Raw genomic sequence first — 21102 nt, 5'->3', positions numbered from 1 at the left:
AAAAAGCGAGATACCGGGCTAACGGATATCTCGCTTCGTTAATCATGGCTTTTTCTCAAAAGCATGAATGTTTTATAGGTGAGCGCTTACTAATGCCATGGGCACTATTAAAGCGCTAATCGCCCTATGAATTACTCGTCTACGTACATTTTCTGCTGGAACTTGAGTGTTTGTTTGCTGCTACCTTTTTGAACGTCAATCTCAAACCTAAAGGTTTCCTGGTCGCGAAATGGCAACACGGCAAGGTAATAGATAGCATCGCCTTCTTCCACCTTCTTGAAAGTCAGCTTACGCGAGTTGCCTAACAGGTTCTTAGCTGTACCTGTTACATCTGCCCGTTGCGCTTCACCGGAAACTTTGTCTAACACCGAAATGTTAACCAACGCATTAAACTTACTTCTTACAATGCCGTAGCTAGCCGCTACTTCAGGTGTCAGAAATGGTGTACTCACCACCATATAGTGAACATCCCATTCACCAAGCGTTTGCTTTTGCTCGGCAAATGCGGAAAAGCTTAAGCATGACATAGCCATCGCGAGAAGTGCTACGTAAGCTTTTTTGATATGTTTTATTCTACCCATGATAGAAACTACCTCTGCCTTCATCTTGTTTTTAATTCTTACCCATTACAGCTTGTTTCGCTCTATGACCCAAACTGCATGACCGATATTTTCACTAATACTGTCTTTAGCAGACATTGTTTACATAGGGAAAATGTCTCGGATCAGAAGCTGTAGAAACTGTAATGCGATGATGGCAATAAGCACTGATAAATCTAAACCGCCTAATGGTGGGATGACTTTACGTATAGGCGCTAAAAACGGCTCGGTTAGCTGATACAGTACATAGTCAACCGGAGACTGACCTTGTGACACCCAGCTTAAAATAGCGCGTAGCAGCAGCACCCAAAACATTAATGACAGGGTTTCTTTTATCACGCCAACCACTGACAAAATCGCAATGCCGATTGGGTTTAGACTACCGCCAAACATTAACCCTAGGGTTATTAGCTTAAGCGCGCATACCGCTATGGCTAAAACAAAGGTAGCGGTATCGAACCTGCCGATTGACGGAATAATACGGCGCAACGGCCCCACGATAGGGTGGGTTGCTTTTACTACAAATTGACTGAGTGGATTATAAAAATCTGCCTGAACCATTTGTAACCAAAGGCGCAGAATAACCACCATCAAATAAAGGCTAAATAAGGTATCAACCAAAAATACCGTTGCGTTCATGTCGTGTTTTTCCTAAAACGTTATAGCTGTTTTGCCATTTCTTCAGCACGTGCTACGGCGGCGCGCATCGACTTGCTGACAATATCTTTTAAACCTTCATTAATGAAAGTGTTGACGGCTTCTGCGGTAGTGCCGCCCTTAGACGTAACTTGGGCACGAAGCTCACTTAATTCAAGGTCTGGGTTGTTACAAACCATTTCGGCTGCGCCTAACATCGCTTGTTGAACCATTAAGCGGGATTGCGCTTTATCAAACCCCATGTTCATGGCTTCTTCCTGCATATTTTGTAAGAACAAGAAGAAATAAGCAGGACTGCTGCCCGCTGCAGCGATCACGCCGTTAATACCTTCTTCTTTATCTACCCAAACTGTTTCGCCAACGCTGTTCATTACATCGTCAACGTATTGCCTATCCGACTCAGAAACCGTGTCGTCGGCATACATTCCAGACATGCCTTTACCTAACAAGCTCGGCGTGTTTGGCATAATGCGAACAACGGGGTATTCACCACCTAGCATTTCTTGCAATCTGGCTACCGGAAGTCCTGCTGCAATGCTCATAAACAACTTGCCCGATAGGTCGTTGTTTTTCTGAAGCTCGCCGCACATATCGCCCATTATTTGTGGTTTTACCGCAAGCACTATGGCATCAGCGAATTGGAAGGCTTCATCGTTAGACTGGGTAGTGTGAATACCAAACTCGGCCTTCAGGCCGTCTAACTTTGGTGTGGAAGGGTTTGCCGCAAGGATATTTTCTTTTGCGTACCCAGATTTGATAAGACCACTGATGATGCTGCGGCTCATGTTACCCGCGCCAATAAATGCTAATTTTTTCTGTTGCATGTAAATCCTATTTGTTGGTTGCGTTTAAGTCTGTGTAGCGAGGCGAAGCGCTATCATTCAGATTAGCGCGCTAGTTTCGCTTACCGAAAATAGCGGTACCGATTCGCACCATAGTCGACCCGTGTTGAATCGCTTCAGCCATATCACTACTCATTCCTACGGATAGGGTATCAAAATTGCTCAATGATGTATGGTAGTGGTCGAATAATTCTTTTAGCTTAGACAGTGTGGCGTGCTGCTGTTCTTCACTAGGATCAGCTTTAGGAATCGCCATTAAACCACGCAAAGTCAGGTGCTCTTGAGAGTTAACAAACTCCACTAGCGCATCTAATTCACTTAGGGCTACCCCAGACTTACTCTCTTCATCATCAATATTAACCTGAATGCACACGTTTAACGGCGGCATAGAGTCAGGGCGCTGCTCGTTTAAGCGACGAGCAATTTTTTCTCTATCTACAGACTGAACCCAATCAAAGTGTTCGGCTACCACTTTGGTTTTATTCGATTGGATTGGACCAATCATGTGCCACTCTATATCGCTTAAGTGAGAAAGTTCCTGAACCTTTTCAACACCTTCCTGCACGTAATTTTCGCCGAACATACGTTGTCCGGCTTCATACGCTTCCATGATATCTGATACGGGTTTTGTTTTGCTAACCGCTAGCAATTTAACGGAATTTGGTGGACGATGTGCACTGGTAGCGGCTTGGTCTATTCCTTTTCGTGCGGAATCTAGTCTTTCTGCTATTGTTTGCATTATTCACCTTGTTTTGGAGAAGTGGTTGTGGATATTACCGAACTTTTGGCTTTCAGTGTTAAGAATAACGCCTCAGATTTACACTTATCAGCGGGCCTACCACCAATTATTCGTGTAGATGGCGAAATGCGTAAGCTGAACGTGCCAGCCCTCGATCACAAACAAGTACATGGTCTCGTTTATGAGATTATGAATGACATGCAGCGCAAAGAATACGAAGAAAACCTGGAAACCGATTTTTCTTTTGAAGTAAATGGCCTGTCGCGCTTTCGTGTTAACGCGTTTGTGCAAAACCGAGGCGCAGCGGCAGTATTACGTACTATTCCCAGTAAAGTATTAACCTTGGATGACCTTGGCGCGCCTGAAATTTTCAAGGAAATTATAAATCAGCCTACTGGCATTGTACTTGTGACAGGCGCCACCGGCTCGGGTAAAAGTACCACGCTTGCGGCCATGGTCGACCACATCAATACCCATAAGCGCGAGCACATTCTTACCATTGAAGACCCTATCGAATTCGTGCACGACAACAAGCTTAGCTTGGTAAACCAACGGGAAGTACACCGCGACACACACTCGTTTAATAACGCTCTGCGCTCGGCACTTCGTGAAGACCCTGACGTTATTCTAGTCGGTGAGCTACGTGACCTAGAGACCATACGCCTTGCCATTTCAGCTGCCGAAACCGGCCACTTAGTATTTGGCACACTACACACCAACTCTGCACCAAAAACCATTGACCGCATCATTGACGTTTTCCCAGCAGAAGAAAAAGCCATGGTGCGCTCTATGTTGTCTGAATCATTGCGCGCGGTAATTTCACAAACCCTGCTTAAGAAAGTAGGCGGAGGCCGGGTTGCTGCCCATGAAATTATGGTGGGGATCCCCGCTATTCGTAACCTTATCCGCGAAGATAAAGTGCCGCAAATGTACTCGGTAATTCAAACGGGTCAGGCTCACGGTATGCAAACCATGGATCAGTGTCTTCAGCGCTTAGTGGCGATGGGTGTTATTACTAAACAAGACGCCGCTGCAAAGTCAGTTGATAAACAGTCGATGAACAGTTTCTAGAGGCCATCATGTTAGATTCATTACTTCAAAAAATGGTCGATACCAACGCATCGGATTTGTTCGTAACGGCGGGATTCCCCGTAAGCGCCAAGATTAACGGCAAACTAACGCCAGTGACGGAAAGTGCAACATCGGAAGAGGCATCGCTGGCGCTGGTTCACGAAGCGATGACCGAAAAACAGCAGAATGAGTTTCACACCACCAAAGAGTGTAACTTCGCCATAGTACGAGAGGGCATTGGTCGCTTCCGCTGCTCCGCATTTTGGCAGCGTGACCAAGCGGGTATGGTGATTCGCCGCATTGTTACTCAAATCCCAAAAGCTGATGATTTGGGTCTGCCGCGAGTATTAAAAGAAATTATTATGGCTAAACGCGGTCTGGTTCTATTTGTAGGTGGAACGGGTACCGGTAAATCCACGTCATTGGCCGCGCTTATTGGACATAGAAATGAAAATTCGCACGGGCATATACTGACTATTGAAGACCCTATTGAGTTTGTTCACGAGCATAAGAACTGCGTTATTACTCAGCGCGAGGTGGGCATAGATACCCAGTCTTTCGACGACGCCCTTAAAAGTTCGCTACGTCAGGCGCCTGACGTCATTCTGATTGGTGAAATTCGCTCAATGGAAACCATGGAATATGCCATGTCGTTTGCTGATACCGGGCATTTGTGTGTGGCTACGCTACACGCTAACAACGCAAACCAAGCGATTGAGCGCATTATGCATTTAGCGCCGAAAGATCAGCACGATAAGTTGCGCTTTGACTTAAGCTTGAATATTCGCGCCATCGTGGCGCAGCAACTAGTACCTACGCCAGACGGCAAGGGCAGGGTTGCGGCAATAGAAATACTGCTTAATTCGCCACTAGTGCGCGACCTAATACAGCGCAATGAAATAGGCGCGTTAAAAGAAGCAATGAAAAAAGGTAAAGAGCAGGGCATGCAGAGCTTTGATATGGCGCTTTATGACCTTTATAAAGCGGGTAAGATTGATATGGACCAAGCGCTGCACCACGCCGACTCGCCCAATGACCTGCGCTTAATGATTAAGCTTGATACCAGCGACGGTTCTAGCTTAGGTACGTTATCTAACGTATCTATTGATATGGATGATTAACCACTTTCGCTTCGTGATGACATGTCATCCGAATGTGTTTATTAGAATATGTAGCATTTGGAAAAGCACTTCTTGCATGAAACAGTATCAGAACAATGCATTTTTCTAGCACAAAAGCAGCCTATAGGCTGCTTTTGTGTATATGCTTAACGGGATAGGCGCTAATTTTTAAATAACAGGACTGTCATTGAAAAAACTCTTCACTTCACCAGATGCTTTTGAACTTCAAGCCGTTCGCAGCGAACTCGATGCGCTTTCTATTCCTTATATGGTAAAAAATGAGTTTGCCAGTGGCGCAATAGGTGAATTGCCTTGGCAGGACGCTCAGCAAGAAGTTTGGCTAGTCGACGATAGCTGGTATGCAAGAGCGTCTAAAGTCATTGAAGCCTTTACCCAGAAATCAAACAGAAGTGTGGTGCCCAACCAAGACTGGGTTTGTGCTAATTGCTATGAAGAAAACGGCAGTGCCTTTGATGTGTGCTGGCAATGTGGCGCAGACAAATAGCCACAGCAAGCAGCGTACGGATAGTTATTCGTACTGACTTTCGCTCCAGCTAGCGAAAATTACGCAGGCCGACACACTATCTACCTTATCTTTGGTTAGTTTTTTATAGCCACCTAACTCAAACAACATAGCTTTAGCATCAGTCGTGGTTAGACGTTCATCACAGGTTTCTACTGCCACCTTAAAGCGCCCATGTAGTCGGTTTGCAAATTTGCGAGCGCGCTGTGTCATTTCCTGCTCAGTACCATCCATATTAAGCGGTAAACCCACTACCACAATATGCGGCTGCCATTCTTCATAAAGCTTCTCTATTAACGTCCAATCAGGAATGCCATCTCTTGCCTTAAGCGCGGCAAGAGGAGAGGCAGTACCAGTAATTTCCTGACCTACCGCCACACCAATGCTTTTGGTACCAAAATCGAACGCAAGTACAGTTCGGTTTCCAATATCAGGCATGTCCTGCTCCCGGTGCTAGTTGCCATACGTCCACACCGAGTTTATTTACCGTGGCTTGCCACTTCTTGTGCATTGGCGTGTTAAACAGGATTTCTTCATCTGCTTCGATGGTAAGCCATGCATTTTCCTGCATTTCCTTTTCCAGTTGGCCGGCTGTCCAACCCGCATACCCTAAAGCAATCAGTACATCTTCTGGGCCTTCATTGTTTGCGATGGCGGTCAGTATATCTTTTGACGTGGTAACCATAATACCCGGCGCAAGTTTTAAGCTAGATGCCCATTTTTTTTGCGATGAGTGAAGCACAAAACCTCGCTCTTGGCTTACGGGACCGCCCGCTAATACGATTTGCTCTGCTTTATCGTCAGACACAGTAAGCTCTTTGTCAGTTTGCTCAAGAAGCTGCTTAACGTTCATGGTTGAAGGCTGGTTGACAACAATACCCATAGCCCCTTCAGCGTTGTGTTCACAAACATAAATAAGTGAGCGAGAAAAGTACGGGTCGTCCAAACTAGGCATCGCGACTAAAAAGTGATTCTGTAAGCTTTTTAATTCCGTCATATTCTGTCTTATATCTACTATCTTTTGCTCTGTAGCGGTCTTTAATTGCTTATAGCCAAAGACTCGCTATTCACTCATGTATGGTTGAACAACACGCATTGTGCCAAGCTAATTTTGCAAAGCTTGCGTTATTTCTTGGCTAAACGTTTTTCAATGGCGTCGAAAAGCGCACCCATAATATTGATATCGTACGCTGCTTCTATTTCTCTTACGCAGGTTGGGCTGGTAATGTTTATTTCAGTAATTTTACTTCCAATAACATCAAGCCCAACAAATAAAATATTATTTTCTTTGAGCTTAGGCGCAATGGCTTCGGCTAGGGCACGATCAGAATCCGATATTGGCTGCGGACGTCCTGTGCCGCCAGCGGCTAGGTTACCTCTGGTTTCCCCTTTGGTAGGGAGTCGCGCTAAGCAGTACGGCATGACTTCACCATCAACGATGAGTACGCGCTTATCGCCGTCTTTAATCTCTGGCAGGTACTCTTGTACCATCATGTAACGCGAGCCTAACTTGGTTAGGGTTTCAATAATTACGCCTAAGTTATTGCCGTCAGGCTTCACTCTAAAAATAGACGCGCCGCCCATACCGTCTAAGGGTTTGCAGATAATGTCTTGATGTTTAGCGTGAAACTCACGAATTAATGCTTGGTTATTCGTCACCAAAGTGTTGGGGATATGCTCTGGGAAATACGAGGTAAATAATTTCTCATTGTAGTCACGTAGTGCCTGAGGGTTATTCACAACGAGTGCCCCTGCGTCCTGGGCTAGCGACAATACCTGAGTTGCATACAAAAACTCGCTGTCAAACGGAGGATCTTTACGCATAAGTAATACATCAATATCACTTAAATGCAGAGTAGATTCGTCTTCAATGGTGTAGAAGTCCGTCGCTTGGTCTTTTACCGATACGGTTTTACCTATTCCCATAGGCTTACCATTGTCTAAGTACAGGTCTTTTAATTCAAAATAAACAACCTTTGCACCGCGGCGCTGGGCTTCAAGCATCATCGCAAAACTTGTGTCTTTATGTGGCTTAATGCTCGCGATGGGGTCCATAATTACGCCAACGGTATATTGCATAATGTTCTCACCTTGAATGTTGATAAATACTGGCTCGGATGGCCCTGCTGGTTCAACTCTATATGGGGGCACACCTGAATTCTTCAAGTTATAGCACTAGCACCCAACGAGTTTAAAGCTAGGCTTCAACAACCGACTTAAAAATCGCCGTGCTGAGCCTGTAGAATACTTAAGCTGGTTATCGCCGCTGTCTCAGTACGTAAAATTCGTGGCCCCAAACTTACCGACTGATAACCATTCTCGTTAGCTTGATGAATTTCCGTCTCTGATAAACCGCCTTCAGGCCCTATTAGCAAACGAAAACCTTGAGCATTATAAGGTTGCCTTGCCAAGCTTTGCTCTGCGCCAGGTGCAAGCACTAATCTTGTGGTATTGGTGGATGAAGACAACCATTGGTTAAGACTTACCGGCGCATTAAGTACGGGAATGATGTTGCGGCCACTTTGTTCGCAGGCGCCGATAATAATCTTTTGCCACTGCTGAATTTTTTTCTCCCAACGAGACTCGTCGAGCTTTACCGTACAGCGTTCAGTGATGACCGGCGTTATTTCTGTCACGCCTAGCTCTACGCTTTTTTGTAATACGGTATCCATCCTATCGCCCTTAGAGACACCTTGACCCAAATGCAGATGGAGAGGGGACTCTTTTGCTAATGATAAGCAAGCATCAGCTTCTACCGTTACTTTTTTTCGCTGCACGCTAATGATTTGTGCACTGTATTCATTGCCGTCGCCGTTGAAGAGTACGATTGGTCTATTGGGCTTTATGCGCAATACCGTCGCGATGTGATGTCCAGCATCTTCGGTTAACTCAAACTCTTGTTCTAACGGAATAGGATTGGGGTAATAAACTCTTGGTATACGCATAACAAATCAGATGTGTAGTTTTAACGCGTATAATACGTGTGTAGATACAGGTTGCAATGCTGTCGACGACATCGCGTAAGTAAAAATGCAAAAACTTACACAAACGACAGCATGCTGCCTATTTAAGAATCACATGACTCGTTTTCTACGCCGCTGTTGGCGAAGAGTTTCTCGAAGTTGATTTCAACACAGTGGATGAAGGCTTCGATTGAGGTGCTGGGCGGTAGTCCGCTCTTGCATACTTAGTATGTTTTCCTTTGTCGGTGCGAAGTGAATATAAAAATAGACACAGAACAACCGAAAAGAGGGTTATGAGAAGCAACATGCGTTAATCCTTTACGTGACATAGTTTGCTAAAGCTCCTTCATGAAAATGTTCAACACACACTGGCAGGGTGTACTGAACAGTCAACTTTCATGAGACTTTAGTCTAAAACTTTGTGGCTAAAAAATCATCAAAAAAAATGCCTTAAAACTCGGTAACTTCCATAAAATGGAAAAGAACACGACGTGCACACAAGCTTCAATGAAAGATAATGCGTTTGTTGAGTGACAAGCGTGTGACAAATGAAAAAAAATGATCAATCTTTAGTCCAAGTGGTGAAAGAAATCGAACTGAGGTTTCGCTACTTTAGGATAATACTAACCCTTTCAATCACCTATGTAGCTTAGACTTTAGAGCAAATTTAGTGTGTTTGAGCCTGTATTGTATTGGTCTTATTTCAAATTGCTGCTACCGTATTTGAGCAAATCACAACTAACCATGACAAGGACCAAATTATGGAAGAAAAACTCTCGCTTTTTTCTGCAAGCGATGTTGAAAGGTATATAAACGACTACGCCATCCCATGGGGTATTAACATTTTGATGGCGATTGCGATTTATGTAATTGGTAGGATCGTAGTTGGAGCTATTTTATCTGTATTTAGACGTCTAATGGCCAAGTCTAAGTACGACAATATGCTAGTAGACTTCCTAGAAGCCATCCTAAGCGCCATTTTAATGCTATTTGTTATTGTCGCCTCGCTTGATCAACTAGGTGTAGATACTACATCGCTTGTTGCTATTTTAGGTGCTGCTGGTTTAGCTATTGGTCTGTCACTACAAGATTCACTTAAGAACTTTGCTGCAGGTGTCATGCTATTAGTGTTTAAACCATTTAAAGCTGGCGATTTTGTTGAAGCAGCAGGTACTGCTGGTTCTATCGTTAAAATCGGCATCTTCACTACTACGATGAATACACCAGACAACAAGGAAATTATTGTTCCTAACGGCAATATTTATGGTGGTAACATCACTAACTATTCTGCTAGAGACACACGCCGTGTAGACATGGTTGTTGGTATTGGTTACGACGCCGACCTTCTTAAAGCGAAAAGAATCCTTGAAGAAATGGTTGCCGCTGATGAGCGTATTCTTGCAGAGCCTGCGCCAAAAATTGCAGTGTCTGAACTTGCTGATAGCAGCGTAAATTTCGTGGTTCGTCCATGGGTTAATTCTGCTGATTTCTGGGGTGTTAAATTCGACTTCACTGAAAACGTTAAATTGCGTTTTGATGAAGAAGGTATTTCGATTCCATTCCCTCAAATGGATGTACACCTACACAAAGCGGACAGCGAATAATTTCGTTGATGCAAAAACAAAAAAACGCTGCATTTCGCAGCGTTTTTTTTAGCTTAAAAAGAGTTGTGCGCACAAGATCACACTGCTATGCCTTTAGCGACAGTTTGGACGATACGCGGTCGCTTGATAGTCTGCGTACGCATCAGGCATATTCGCTTGTAAATTCTCAATTCTTGTCTGAGGTGCGGGGTGAGTAGATAACAGCTCCATTGGGCGATTGCCTCCACTTGCCGCGTCCATATTTTGCCACAGGTTCACAGACTGTCTAGGATCGAACCCCGACTTCGCCATAAGCTGCAGGCCAATAACATCGGCTTCTGATTCATGGGTTCGGCTAAACGGAAGTTGAACACCTACCTGAACACCTAAACCTATGGCGGCCATGATTGGGCCCGACTGGGGAACCTCATTCGCGGCGAGCACTTGACCCACTGCCTGACTCCCCATATTTATCAAGGTAGACTGAGACATGCGCTCATTACCGTGCTCTGCGATAACGTGACCCACTTCGTGGCCAATTACAGCAGCAAGCTGATGCTGATTTTCTGCTACGTTTAGTAGCCCCGTATATACACCGATCTTTCCGCCTGGTAGCGCAAAAGCGTTAACCTGTTCATCGTCGAAAACTACAACTTCCCATTGACCATCGAAAACACTGGCAGGCACTTGAGCAGTAATGGCGTTGGCTACACATTCTACATAAGTATTTTGAACGGCTTTATTTGAGATCTTTAATTCTTCTTTCATACCAGTGAAAGCTTGATCACCCATTTGCGCCAATTGAGTTTCAGAATAGAGCAACACTTGGTTTCTTCCTGTAGGCGATGTTGCGCAGGCCGTTAAGGTAAGCGCTGCCGCAATGACTGCCGAAGCGGTGAATTTCAATTTCATGGTTAATCCTTTTTAATAGCTGAATATTTCGTTTTGCTCACTCGTCACGCGACAAAACGCATTGCCATCCAGTTTATACATCTTAATTCCAATATTAGTATCAGATAGTGCTTATAAATAAAACTATACCTTTGAAATAGATAGCATGTGTCATGGCTTTTGGTTTAGCGACCTGGGCAAATATGTGGATCAGAATCTTGAAATATATTCTTACAATTGTGGTCAGTGGAGCGTAAATGTCTGCTCTTGTTATAGAAAAATTACCCGCTTTTGCCTATTTAATATTTGTGTCATAAACTGTTTCTAATTTATACATAGAAGTTAGATAAATTTTCTGGTGTACTGGGTAAAGAAATATCGCATTTCTCGAACCTCATAACGTACGACAAAAATACAAATAAAAAGGAAATCAAATGGCAGTGCGTAATAAGTTTAAATATGGGTTACTCGCATTTTTAGTTTCAGCAGCGCTCACGGGATGTGGCCTTGATGGTGACGACGGTGCGCAAGGAGAGACAGGAGCACAAGGGCCTCAGGGAGAGCAAGGTGATCCTGGAACAGACGGTAGCGATGGAACGGACGCATCAATTGGTATCGCGATGGACATTGTTGGACGTGCATTTCTAGGTAATCAAACGGCTGCAGAAATTGTTCAGTATCACGCTGAAACCAATACTATTTACGCAACGAATAGTGCCAATAACACTATCGCAGTCATCGATGCGTCAAGTGTATCAACGGCCACCATGGCGGACCCTATCAACAACATAACACTTACTCAAACCACTATCGCACTGCCTGCCGATATCAACGGTGTGACCTTGGGCAGCGTAACAAGCATCGCAGTAAGCGGTGACCTTATGGCTGTTGCAGTTCCAGCAGACGTAAAAACTGACAATGGTTATGTGTTGTTTTATAACGGCTTAGACAGTTCTGCTCCTGCCTTTTTAGACTCTGTCGAAGTTGGGGCATTACCTGATATGGTTACCTTTACGCCAGACGGCGGCAAGGTGTTGGTTGCGAATGAAGGTGAGCCTTCTGACGATTACACAATTGACCCTGAAGGTTCTGTTACTGTTATTAATATTCTTGCAAGCGGTGAACCTGAAGAAACAGGGACTACCGTTGGCTTTACTGCTCTAAACGGTACGGAAGCAGATTTGATGGCGCAGGGAATGATGTTTCCTAACCCCGCAGGGCGCACCATCAATGGCACGGCTATCACTTCGACGGTAGCGAAGGACCTTGAGCCGGAGTACATCACGGCGACTAATGACGTTGCTTATGTGAGTCTTCAAGAAAACAACGGTCTAGCGATTATTGATTTGGAAGAGCTTACGGTAGATGTGGTTGGCCTAGGCACCAAATCTTGGGCTGGACTTAATATTGATATTCAAGAAAACGACGCCGTAAGTTTTGGACAATACACAGGTATTTATGGTGTTTATCAGCCAGATACTCTTGCTAGCTTTACTTGGAAAGGTGCCACTTTCATTGTGACAGCTAACGAAGGTGACGCGCGCGAGTACTTCTTTGAGGCCGCTGATGAGGCTGCATGTACCGCCGCTGGTGGCATCTCATTTGATGCAGACGACGGCTGCTTAGCTTATACCGACGAAGTTAAAGTTGAAGACCTTACTGCTGCGGCAAACTCTGAGCTAGCTATGCTACAGGCAACGGGTGAAGCTGATAATCTTCGTGTGACCTCAGCTATGGGTGATGCGGATGGAAACGGCGAATACGATGCAGCTTATACCTACGGTGCTCGCTCGTTCACTATCTGGGATCAAAACGGCTTAGTCGTATACGATTCAGGTGATGATTTTGAGCGTATTACTGCTTCAGTTCACGGTGCGCAGTTTAATAACGGCGACGATGAAAACGCAGGTGACTCACGCTCTGAGAATAAAGGGCCAGAGCCAGAAGCGTTAACTGTGGGGCAAGTTGGCGATCGCACTTACGCGTTTATCGGTACAGAGCGCATGGGCGGCATTTTCGTGTACGACGTAACAAACCCTTACGACGTTCAATTTGCTGAATATGTGATTAACCGTGACCTTACCGAAGGCCTAGCTAATAGTGACGTTATAGGTGACCTAGCGCCGGAAAGCCTGGTCTTTGTGAGCGCTGAAGACAGCCCAAGTGGTGTGCCTCTGCTTGTTGTAGGCAACGAAGTTAGCGGTACAGTAACGGTGTGGCAAATTAACCAGCTCTAAGTTTCTGCATTAAATATATTAAAACCCCGCTTTGAAGCGGGGTTTTTTATTTCTAGCTGTCTAGCACGTTCCATCGCATCCCATTTTTATATTAATTAAACAGAGGAATAGAGCTTTCCTTGCGTTCACCATGGTTACACCGTTAGAGGATTGAGGTAAGCTATAACCCATAAAACGCAGTCGTATTTTTGAATATGAATACGGCAAGGCTCAATTGCACTGGTATTAATGCGTTTAGGACACAAAGAAACGCAATGCTTAATACTACCGGTAGTGTTAATAAAAAATAGAGAATGCCTATGTCTCAGCAAGTTGTGATTAGCGGTGTGGGTGTATGGCACCCTAAAGACAGTATAACTAACGAAGAGCTTGTAGATAGTTACAATGCTTACGTTGATGCGTTTAACGAAGAAAATAAAGCGCAAATCGAAGCAGGTGAGGTTGCTGCGATGCCTTACTCAAGCGCAGAATTCATTGAAAAAGCATCGGGAATTAAGAGTCGCTACATTTACCAGAAAGAGGGTGCCTTAGACATCACTCGAATGAAGCCGAAAATTGCCCCAAGGGCAGACGACGAGCTTTCTCACCAAGCAGAAATTGCCGTCGAAGCGGCTAAGTTAGCAATGGCATCTGCCAATGTAACTGCCGATGAGATTGATGCTGTAATTGTGTCGTGTGCTTACACGCAGCGCGCTTATCCTGCGATTGCAATTGAAGTACAAGAAGCACTTAATATCGAAGGTTTTGGCTTTGATATGTTAGTTGCTTGCTCGGCGGCAACGTTTGGTATGCACCGTGCCTATGAAATGCTTTGTGCGAAAAATGCGACCCGCGTATTGGTTATTAACCCAGAGTTAGTGTCGCCTCAAATTAACTATGCTGACCGCGACAGTCACTTTATTTTCGGTGATGTAGCAACAGCAACGGTGCTAGAGCTTGCTGAAACAGCTAAAAGCGAGCACGTGTACGACGTACTAAGCACCAGAGCTTTAACGAAGTTTTCAAATAATATTCGCTCGAACTTTGGCTATATGACACGCGCCGAAGATGTTGACCCGTATGGGCCAGACAAGCTTTTCCACCAGGCCGGACGCAAAGTGTTCAAAGAAGTGTGCCCGTTGGCTGCAGCGCATATTGAAGCGCATTTGGCTAGTCACGACATTACGCCAGAGGGCGTTAAGCGTTGGTGGTTACATCAAGCTAATATCAATATGAATACGCTGATTTGTAAACGCCTACTAGGACGGGACGCAGACCGTACAGAAGCACCAATTGTACTAGACGAGTTTGCCAACACAGCCTCAGCCGGTTCTGTGATTGCCTTTGGATTGAACCATGAAGACCTGGTTGCTGGTGACGTGGGCGTGCTTTGCTCTTTTGGTGCAGGGTACTCAATTGGCTCATTAGTAATCCGAAAAAGGTAGCTTAACTAAGCGCAGGCGATGCCTGCGCATGCGGTTGATATTAAACACGCAGAACGTTGGTTGAACACGGCTTGGCGTGAGTAACGTTTAGCGTGGTGCTATCGCGAGTAAGAACAACAGAAGTCGCTAACTGATACACAGTGTCGTTAGAGCAGGGACGGTGCATCGATGTGTTCCTGTATTACATCTCCTAAAAAAAGATAATAAGGGTGAGATAAAAAGGATGATTTCAGATGTAGGCTATGGGTTAAATAGTCTGGCGCACTTAGCCCTATTATTGTTGCTGTTAACGGTACGCAAACCCGGCGTAGCTAAACACTTACTGGTACTGGCAACGGCGGCCACATTTTTGTGGTCTACTACGTTAATTACTTCACTGTTTGGGGCTGTTTCGCTAAGCTGGTTACTCAGTGCAGATGTTCTTAAACAACTTGCGTGGCTTCTCTTCTTAGCTGGCTGTATACAGACCAGTTTCAACAATATTTTCGACGTTTTAAAACGCCCCGTTACGTTAATTATTATCGCCCCTGCGTTATTCGCATTACTTGCTCCTTATTTGTTGGTGGTAAATCCAGCGTGGAGCTTTCTCATTCTTATCGTACTTTCCTTGGAAGTCCTCGTGCTTCTCGAAGTCGTCTATCGACAAGCAGGGAGAGAACAGTGGGCGTTTAAACCTATTATTATTTACCTGGGTGCAACCAACCTGTTTGAGTTCGTGACCTACGCAAACGCTACCATGGTTAACCAAGTAGAAATTGGCTATATAGCGGCGCGTGGTTATATCTACTTTTTGTTGATGCCGTTACTCGTTATTTCAATCCGACGAATACATCATTGGGGCATTGATATATTCATATCGCGAGACGTGGTATTACACAGTTCTCTATTGTTAGTGGCGGGCGGTTATCTTTTTGTGATGGCTGTGGTTGGCTACGCCATCAATTATATGGGCGGAAACTGGGGGCCCACGGTTCAAATTATACTGGTTGTCATGTCATTCGCATTGCTGGCAACGGTATTTTTGTCGAATGGCTTTCGCACAAAGATAAAAGTTTTCATCACAAAACACTTCTTTGCAAACCAGTTTGACTATCGCGTTGAATGGGTAAAATTAACCCAATGGCTCACCCGTGCTGGCGATACGTCATCTGAAGTTTATCATGCTGGCCTGACGGGGATGCTCAATGCTATCCAGTATGAATCTGGTTTGCTGTTTAAAGTGACGCAGAATGGGTATGAATGTGTAGCTGAGGCATCGCCTATCGTCAATACTGTGTCTACCGATACCGATACCGATACCGATACCGATACCGATACCGATACCGATACTGATAAGCTGGCATCTAGTTCACAAGAAAGCAGCACTACCCGTAAAATCTTAGAAACCTTGGCAGCCTACAGTGATAAAAACGGTTGGATCATAGATACAGACGCATATTTGGTTAAGCCCTTTGATTACGAAGGACTTAAGTTAGACCGTGACGCACTCAAAAAGTGGGGGTATCAACTTTTTGTACCTTTCTTAAAAGATGGAAAACCATGGGGATTTGCTGTTCTTGCGTCAGGAGATTACGAAAAAATCAGTCTCAACTGGGAAGTAAAAGACTACCTAACCGCTGTGTCCGAGCAGGTAGGTACTTACATGCAGCACCACGAGGCTGCGCAGGTGGTTGCTGAGAATGCTCAATTTGCAGCGTTCAACCGAATGTCCGCCTTTGTCTTACACGATTTAAAAAACGTGCTCGCCCAAGTCGATTTAATCCTAGCCAATGCTCAGCAACATAAACACAATCCAGAGTTTATCGAAGACACGTTTGAAACCTTGGAACATACTAAGGCGAGAATGGAAAAGATGCTTAAACAACTCACAGACAAAAAAGCGGTTGAGGAAGGCGTAAACTCGGAGTTTTTATTATCAGAGCTTGCTAAGGATGTGGTAAACAATCGCTGTTCGGGGTTAAATCCACTTCCGACTGTGCATGTGTTGAAAGAAACCGCCGTCAACGTTGACCGGGAAAAGGTAGCCAATGTTCTTTATCACTTAATCAGCAATGCTCAGCAGGCAACCGCAGATGACGGTGAAGTTGATGTGGTGATTACCGCTAATTCCGATAATAAAACGCAGCTCGTTATGATTGAAGACACGGGCTCGGGTATGGATAAAGCATTTATTGAAGAGCGCCTATTTAAGCCATTTGACACTACGAAAGGGAATGCTGGGATGGGAATAGGTGCATATGACGCAAAAACGTACATTGAGTCTATCGGTGGCAAATTAACTGTTCAAAGTGAACCTGGACGCGGTAGCTGTTTTACGCTGTATTTTCCGATAGGATAGAGTGTATAACTAGAAAGTGGATAAAATAATATCGAATCCAAACCCCTTCGATGGATGAAGTAGAATAATAGGATGATGAAATGACCGATACCATTTTGGTAGTAGATGATGATTTAGGTATCCAAAAGCAACTTAAATGGAGTCTTACAGATTACAACGTTGTTTTTGCAGATGATCACACGTCTGCCATAGCTCAGCTTCGTCGTTTTGAACCTAAGGTTGTTACCCTCGATTTAGGGCTTCCGCCAGACCCAGCTAATGCGTCAGAAGGTTTGCGCATTCTTCACGATATTATTGCGCTCGCTCCCAGAACGAAAGTGATCGTTGTTACGGGTAATAATGACAAGCAGAACGCGCTAAAAGCTATCGACTTTGGGGCCTACGATTTTTACCAAAAGCCTATCGATTCAGATACCATCAAATTATTGGTGCACCGCGCGCTTAACCTTTCTAAGTTAGAGCATGAAAATAGTATTCTTGCCCGCACCCGCTCTGGTATGTCTAGAATTGTTGGAAATAGCGAAGCTATCCAAAAAGTGGTGCGTCGCGCCGAAAAAATTGCCAATACCGACATAAGCACCCTTTTACTTGGTGAAAGTGGTACTGGTAAAGAAGTCTTCGCGCGCAGTATTCACGAACACAGCCCTAGAAAAGATAAACCTTTTGTTGCCATTAACTGTGCGTCTATTCCAGAGAACTTACTGGAAAGCGAGTTGTTCGGTTATGAAAAAGGGGCTTTCACCGGTGCCAACAAGACCACAATAGGTAAAATAGAAACGGCACAAGGCGGCACACTGTTTTTAGATGAAATTGGTGATATGCCCATTGGTCTGCAGGCAAAGATGCTTCGCTTTTTGCAAGAACGGGTGATAGAGCGCGTTGGTGGGCGTAATGAAATTCCCGTAGACATCCGCGTTATTTGTGCAACACACCGCGATTTACAAGCGATGGTGGCACAGGAAACTTTTAGGGAAGATTTGTATTACCGAGTGGGAGAAATGCCAATCATGATCCCGCCTTTACGTGACCGAGACCAAGACATTATTTTACTGGCACGTACATTCTTAAATATCTATCGCGAAGAATTCAAAGCAAAAGCGAAGAGCTTTTCGGAATCTGCAGTTAACGCCATGCTTGCACACAAGTGGCCCGGCAACATCCGGGAAATGCAGAATAAACTGAAGTCAGCCGTTATTATGGCGGAAGGTACAGTAATACAACCTGATGATTTAGGTTTAATGCCGGTAGATGATGTTGATGAGCCCGAGACGTTAAATCTGCGGGAGGTACGCGAAATTGCTGAAAGTCGCGCTATTCGAAGAGCTTATCAAAAAGCAGATAAAAACATGTCAAAGACGGCAGAATTGTTGGGGGTGACCCGTCCAACGCTGTATTCGCTTATCGACAAATACCATATGGAAGATATTAAAAACAACGACTAGCAAGGGCGTTAATGCGATACAGGTGGGAGGCGCACCTCTCACCCTGCTTTGACTCATCGACAAGTGTTCTCGACGACCTTTACTGCCTTCAACTCACTTAGAACACAAATTGGCGGTGAGACTCTGCTAACACGTCGTGGCCGCTGTAGGTCACGTCAACCGACACTTTATTGCAACCTCGCTCAACGAAAATGACGCTTCCACAGATATTACACACGTGGTGCGTTTCGCCACTAGACTCGTGCAGTTGGGCTAGTGCTGAAGGCGCGCAGTCAACAATCAGTTGCTTCTTTTCAATGGTAACGCTCAACTGACTAGTATCTGAATGAGTTAGCGTTTCGTCATCGGCATCAAGTTCACCGATTTGATCAATCTCATATTGTATCGCTAGGCAGCTACAGCTTCCTCTATACATATCTCTATTCCTCTGCCGCTAATTGTCGAGAGTCTCTGGCCATTTTATGCTTGCCACGTTGTTGAACGACGTGGCAATTCTAGAGCCAGGGAAATTGAATTTAGTATCTAAAGGGGTTGGTTGTTGTTTTGCTGTATTTAGCGTTTCAATTACCCCAACCCAGCCATTCCTGCCAGATAGTTTTGTGGCATACAGCGCGTAGTCGATGACAGCGAACGTGCGCTTCCATGCAAGATCAAAGTTTTCTTCCTTATCAGGAGGAAGCAATGAAAACCCGATGCTACAGGTAATGTTGATGGGTTTTTCTAGGCCAATGTCAAAAGGGGTACTCGCCACCATTTCGCGGCAGCGTTCGGCAACATCAGGAAGCTCCTCCCGATTAGATTGACGACATACCACTAAAAATTCCTCGCCGCCCCAACGAATAATTAAATCTGTTTGTCTAAATACATCTTTTAGGACACGAGCGAATGCCGATAATACTTTATCTCCAGCTATATGCCCGTAGTCGTCGTTAATGCGTTTGAAGTGGTCAATATCAACGAGTAAGCAAAGTAAGTCCTGTTTATTTTTACCAACGCTAGGGCTTTGCTTTGCAGAAAACTGACTTCGTCTTATTTCTCCGGGAAGCTGAGACTCGAGATAGTGCCTGTTGTATAAACCTGTCAGCGGGTCGCGTAAGCTCACTTCCTCAAGGGTTTTATACGCTCTTTCTAGCTCCTGATTTTTTTCTTGAAGTGTCAGGGTTTGTTGGCGAACTTCGCGGCGCAGAATGATAGTTTGCTGACGCTGTTTATAGCGGCTCCATACCAAGAAGGTTAGCAGCATTGCCGCCAGCGATATACTCCAAAATAAAGTGGTCTGAAGGTTTTCGCGCTCGGCTTGGGCGAGGGCTAACTGTTTTGATTCTTCTAATTTCTCTAAGGTTCTGGACTGTCGAACAAGTTCGATTTCAGCCTGTAGACCTTCTATGGCAGACTTGTTTTCTGAATCAAGTAGTACTTCACGTAACTGCTGCATCACAGATTGAATGTCGAGCGCTTTTTTGAATTCGCCCAGTGATACGAACGCACTAAGCTGTAGAGAAAGAAAGCTGAGTTGCCCTCTGAGGTCGCGATTCTTTCTAGCGTCAATGGTGCCGGTACGCGCCTCCTCTAGCGCTAGTTCGAAATTCTGTTCTTTCATATAGGCCTGAGCTAAAGCAAGTCTTCCTTCTTTGACCAGCTTCGCCTGACCTGAAGAATTGGCAAACCGCATGGCTTCTTGAAGCAATTCTCGTCCGTTGCTCGTGTCACCTTTTTCCACCAACGCTCTGCCAAGCAGCATTTTAGCTTCAGCGATGGCGCCCACATCAGTGGTGGTCATTAATAGTTCTAGACCTTCGTTAATGTCTTTTATTGCTTGTTCAACCGAGCCCGCCTTTAGTGACAATGCGCCCATACGCGCTTTAATAATACCGAGTAGTCGATTTTCCTGAGTCAATTCGATGCTTTCGAAAGCATCTTGGTAATAGGTATGGGCCAGCGTAGCTTGGTTGAGTAAACTGTATATTTCGCCTATGCGCAGCAATGCAAGGCTCATTTCACTCGCCATGTTATTTTCACGAAAGTAACTAAGTGCTTGCTTTAATGGCTCAAGCGCGGTTTCGATTTCGCCTTGTTCTTGCTGAATAATGCCGAGCTCAAGATTCAACCTGGCTTTAAGTAATTCGTCATGTTCGATTTGAGCAATAGACATGGCTCGCCGAACGTACGTCAGCGCGATCGCGTAGTTCGAAAGGTGCCTTTCAGACGTGGCAAGCTGTAGCAGCGTTGTCGCCATTTTATTTAACTCACCATCAGTGGTGTAGCGCTCTAGGGCTGCGTTAAAAATGGCTTTTGATACTTCATATCGCGAGGCGTCTTGCAGTAAAAGACCGAGAGTAGAAAACGTATCAGCAGGCATTTGCTGCTGTTGAAGTGCTTGCTCTAAAAGAAGAAGTGCTTTGCTGTCGGCATCGGCATACTGCTTGGCATTTAGAAGGTTTTCGACATCAGCAATCTCGGTGTTGAAAAGCTCGAATGCTTTCACCGTTTTTACCTGTGCGCCATGCACAATAAATAGCAGGGCACACACCAGCACGCGCACTGTGCTAAATCCTCCACGGCCCATTCGATTGTATCTCCTATACGCTGTCAGAATATGCTGTCGCTGAGTATCCCAGTAGGCTAACGCCAAGGCAACATTATTATTGTGAAGGATAAAACGAGTGAAATAC

Annotated in this window: 19 protein-coding genes; 8 read left to right on the top strand and 11 right to left on the bottom strand. The window is 44.9% G+C overall.

The features are described 5' to 3' along the window. Positions 1-131 precede the first annotated feature (131 nt). The 4 genes from BGK61_RS05830 to BGK61_RS05815 all read right to left on the bottom strand — a co-directional run bounded on the left by BGK61_RS05830 (position 132) and on the right by BGK61_RS05815 (position 2837). Complete coding sequence (locus BGK61_RS05830) at positions 132-605, bottom strand: DUF4426 domain-containing protein (protein WP_014999305.1); 474 nt, start codon at positions 603-605, stop codon at positions 132-134. Between the two features lie 96 nt (positions 606-701). Next, on the bottom strand, positions 702-1238 hold the full coding sequence (locus BGK61_RS05825; protein ID WP_014980075.1) for a YggT family protein: 537 nt from the start codon (positions 1236-1238) through the stop codon (positions 702-704). Between the two features lie 20 nt (positions 1239-1258). After that, entirely contained in the window at positions 1259-2080 is an 822-nt protein-coding gene (proC, locus tag BGK61_RS05820; protein WP_076011879.1) for a pyrroline-5-carboxylate reductase, read from the bottom strand. A gap of 70 nt (positions 2081-2150) precedes the next feature. Continuing rightward, a complete protein-coding gene (locus tag BGK61_RS05815) occupies positions 2151-2837 on the bottom strand; it encodes a YggS family pyridoxal phosphate-dependent enzyme (protein ID WP_014999303.1) in 687 nt (228 codons plus the stop codon). A gap of 27 nt (positions 2838-2864) precedes the next feature. On the opposite strand from BGK61_RS05815, the gene BGK61_RS05810 reads away from it, so the two are divergent. The 3 genes from BGK61_RS05810 (at position 2865) to BGK61_RS05800 (ending at position 5534) form a co-directional block, all read left to right on the top strand. Continuing rightward, on the top strand, positions 2865-3908 hold the full coding sequence (locus tag BGK61_RS05810; protein WP_014950464.1) for a type IV pilus twitching motility protein PilT: 1044 nt from the start codon (positions 2865-2867) through the stop codon (positions 3906-3908). A gap of 8 nt (positions 3909-3916) precedes the next feature. Then, entirely contained in the window at positions 3917-5029 is a 1113-nt protein-coding gene (locus BGK61_RS05805) for a PilT/PilU family type 4a pilus ATPase (protein ID WP_014977241.1), read from the top strand. Between the two features lie 187 nt (positions 5030-5216). Then, positions 5217-5534: a putative signal transducing protein gene (locus tag BGK61_RS05800; RefSeq protein WP_014999301.1), complete on the top strand. Its 318-nt coding sequence runs from the start codon at positions 5217-5219 to the stop codon at positions 5532-5534. A 24-nt stretch (positions 5535-5558) separates the two neighbouring features. On the opposite strand, the gene ruvX is transcribed toward BGK61_RS05800, so the two are convergent. From ruvX to BGK61_RS05780, 4 genes are all read right to left on the bottom strand, one after another. Beyond that, positions 5559-5990, bottom strand: coding sequence for a Holliday junction resolvase RuvX (gene ruvX / locus BGK61_RS05795; protein ID WP_014999300.1), 432 nt, complete (start codon positions 5988-5990; stop codon positions 5559-5561). Beyond that, positions 5983-6549 carry a YqgE/AlgH family protein gene (locus tag BGK61_RS05790; protein ID WP_014999299.1) on the bottom strand — a complete coding sequence of 189 codons (567 nt, stop codon included), beginning with the start codon at positions 6547-6549 and terminating at the stop codon, positions 5983-5985. Before BGK61_RS05790 ends, ruvX begins: the two co-directional genes overlap by 8 nt. Before the next feature lie 128 nt (positions 6550-6677). Further along, positions 6678-7631, bottom strand: coding sequence for a glutathione synthase (gene gshB / locus BGK61_RS05785; RefSeq protein ID WP_014999298.1), 954 nt, complete (start codon positions 7629-7631; stop codon positions 6678-6680). Positions 7632-7768: 137 nt separating this feature from the next. Beyond that, complete coding sequence (locus tag BGK61_RS05780) at positions 7769-8497, bottom strand: 16S rRNA (uracil(1498)-N(3))-methyltransferase (RefSeq protein ID WP_014999297.1); 729 nt, start codon at positions 8495-8497, stop codon at positions 7769-7771. A gap of 779 nt (positions 8498-9276) precedes the next feature. Here BGK61_RS05780 and BGK61_RS05775 point away from each other — a divergent pair. Next, a complete protein-coding gene (locus BGK61_RS05775; RefSeq protein WP_014999296.1) occupies positions 9277-10119 on the top strand; it encodes a mechanosensitive ion channel family protein in 843 nt (280 codons plus the stop codon). Positions 10120-10212: 93 nt separating this feature from the next. Here BGK61_RS05775 and BGK61_RS05770 read toward each other — a convergent pair whose 3' ends face one another. After that, positions 10213-11010 (bottom strand): M48 family metallopeptidase, encoded by a 798-nt coding sequence (locus BGK61_RS05770; protein ID WP_014999295.1) that lies wholly within the window; start codon positions 11008-11010, stop codon positions 10213-10215. 413 nt (positions 11011-11423) lie between these two features. Here BGK61_RS05770 and BGK61_RS05765 point away from each other — a divergent pair, with 413 nt between their 5' ends. The 4 genes from BGK61_RS05765 to prsR all read left to right on the top strand — a co-directional run bounded on the left by BGK61_RS05765 (position 11424) and on the right by prsR (position 18430). Beyond that, positions 11424-13226: a choice-of-anchor I family protein gene (locus BGK61_RS05765; protein ID WP_076011880.1), complete on the top strand. Its 1803-nt coding sequence runs from the start codon at positions 11424-11426 to the stop codon at positions 13224-13226. A gap of 299 nt (positions 13227-13525) precedes the next feature. Then, complete coding sequence (locus tag BGK61_RS05760) at positions 13526-14650, top strand: beta-ketoacyl-ACP synthase III (RefSeq protein ID WP_076011881.1); 1125 nt, start codon at positions 13526-13528, stop codon at positions 14648-14650. Between the two features lie 223 nt (positions 14651-14873). Next, positions 14874-16988: an XrtA/PEP-CTERM system histidine kinase PrsK gene (prsK, locus tag BGK61_RS05755; protein ID WP_076026028.1), complete on the top strand. Its 2115-nt coding sequence runs from the start codon at positions 14874-14876 to the stop codon at positions 16986-16988. Positions 16989-17068: 80 nt separating this feature from the next. Continuing rightward, on the top strand, positions 17069-18430 hold the full coding sequence (gene prsR, locus BGK61_RS05750) for a PEP-CTERM-box response regulator transcription factor (RefSeq protein ID WP_076011883.1): 1362 nt from the start codon (positions 17069-17071) through the stop codon (positions 18428-18430). A gap of 97 nt (positions 18431-18527) precedes the next feature. Here prsR and BGK61_RS05745 read toward each other — a convergent pair whose 3' ends face one another. Together BGK61_RS05745 and BGK61_RS05740 are read right to left on the bottom strand one after the other, a co-directional pair. Then, complete coding sequence (locus BGK61_RS05745) at positions 18528-18845, bottom strand: ADP-ribosylglycohydrolase (protein WP_076011884.1); 318 nt, start codon at positions 18843-18845, stop codon at positions 18528-18530. 18 nt (positions 18846-18863) lie between these two features. Beyond that, the gene (locus BGK61_RS05740; protein ID WP_076011885.1) at positions 18864-20996 is read right to left on the bottom strand and encodes a tetratricopeptide repeat-containing diguanylate cyclase; all 2133 of its coding nucleotides are present in this window, start codon (positions 20994-20996) and stop codon (positions 18864-18866) included. Positions 20997-21102 lie beyond the last annotated feature (106 nt).

Origin of the sequence: Alteromonas abrolhosensis (genome assembly GCF_001953635.1) — a bacterium.
Classification (GTDB): domain Bacteria; phylum Pseudomonadota; class Gammaproteobacteria; order Enterobacterales; family Alteromonadaceae; genus Alteromonas; species Alteromonas abrolhosensis.
The sequence above is the reverse complement of the archived record's forward strand: the minus strand, read 5'-3'. Positions and strand labels throughout refer to the sequence as shown.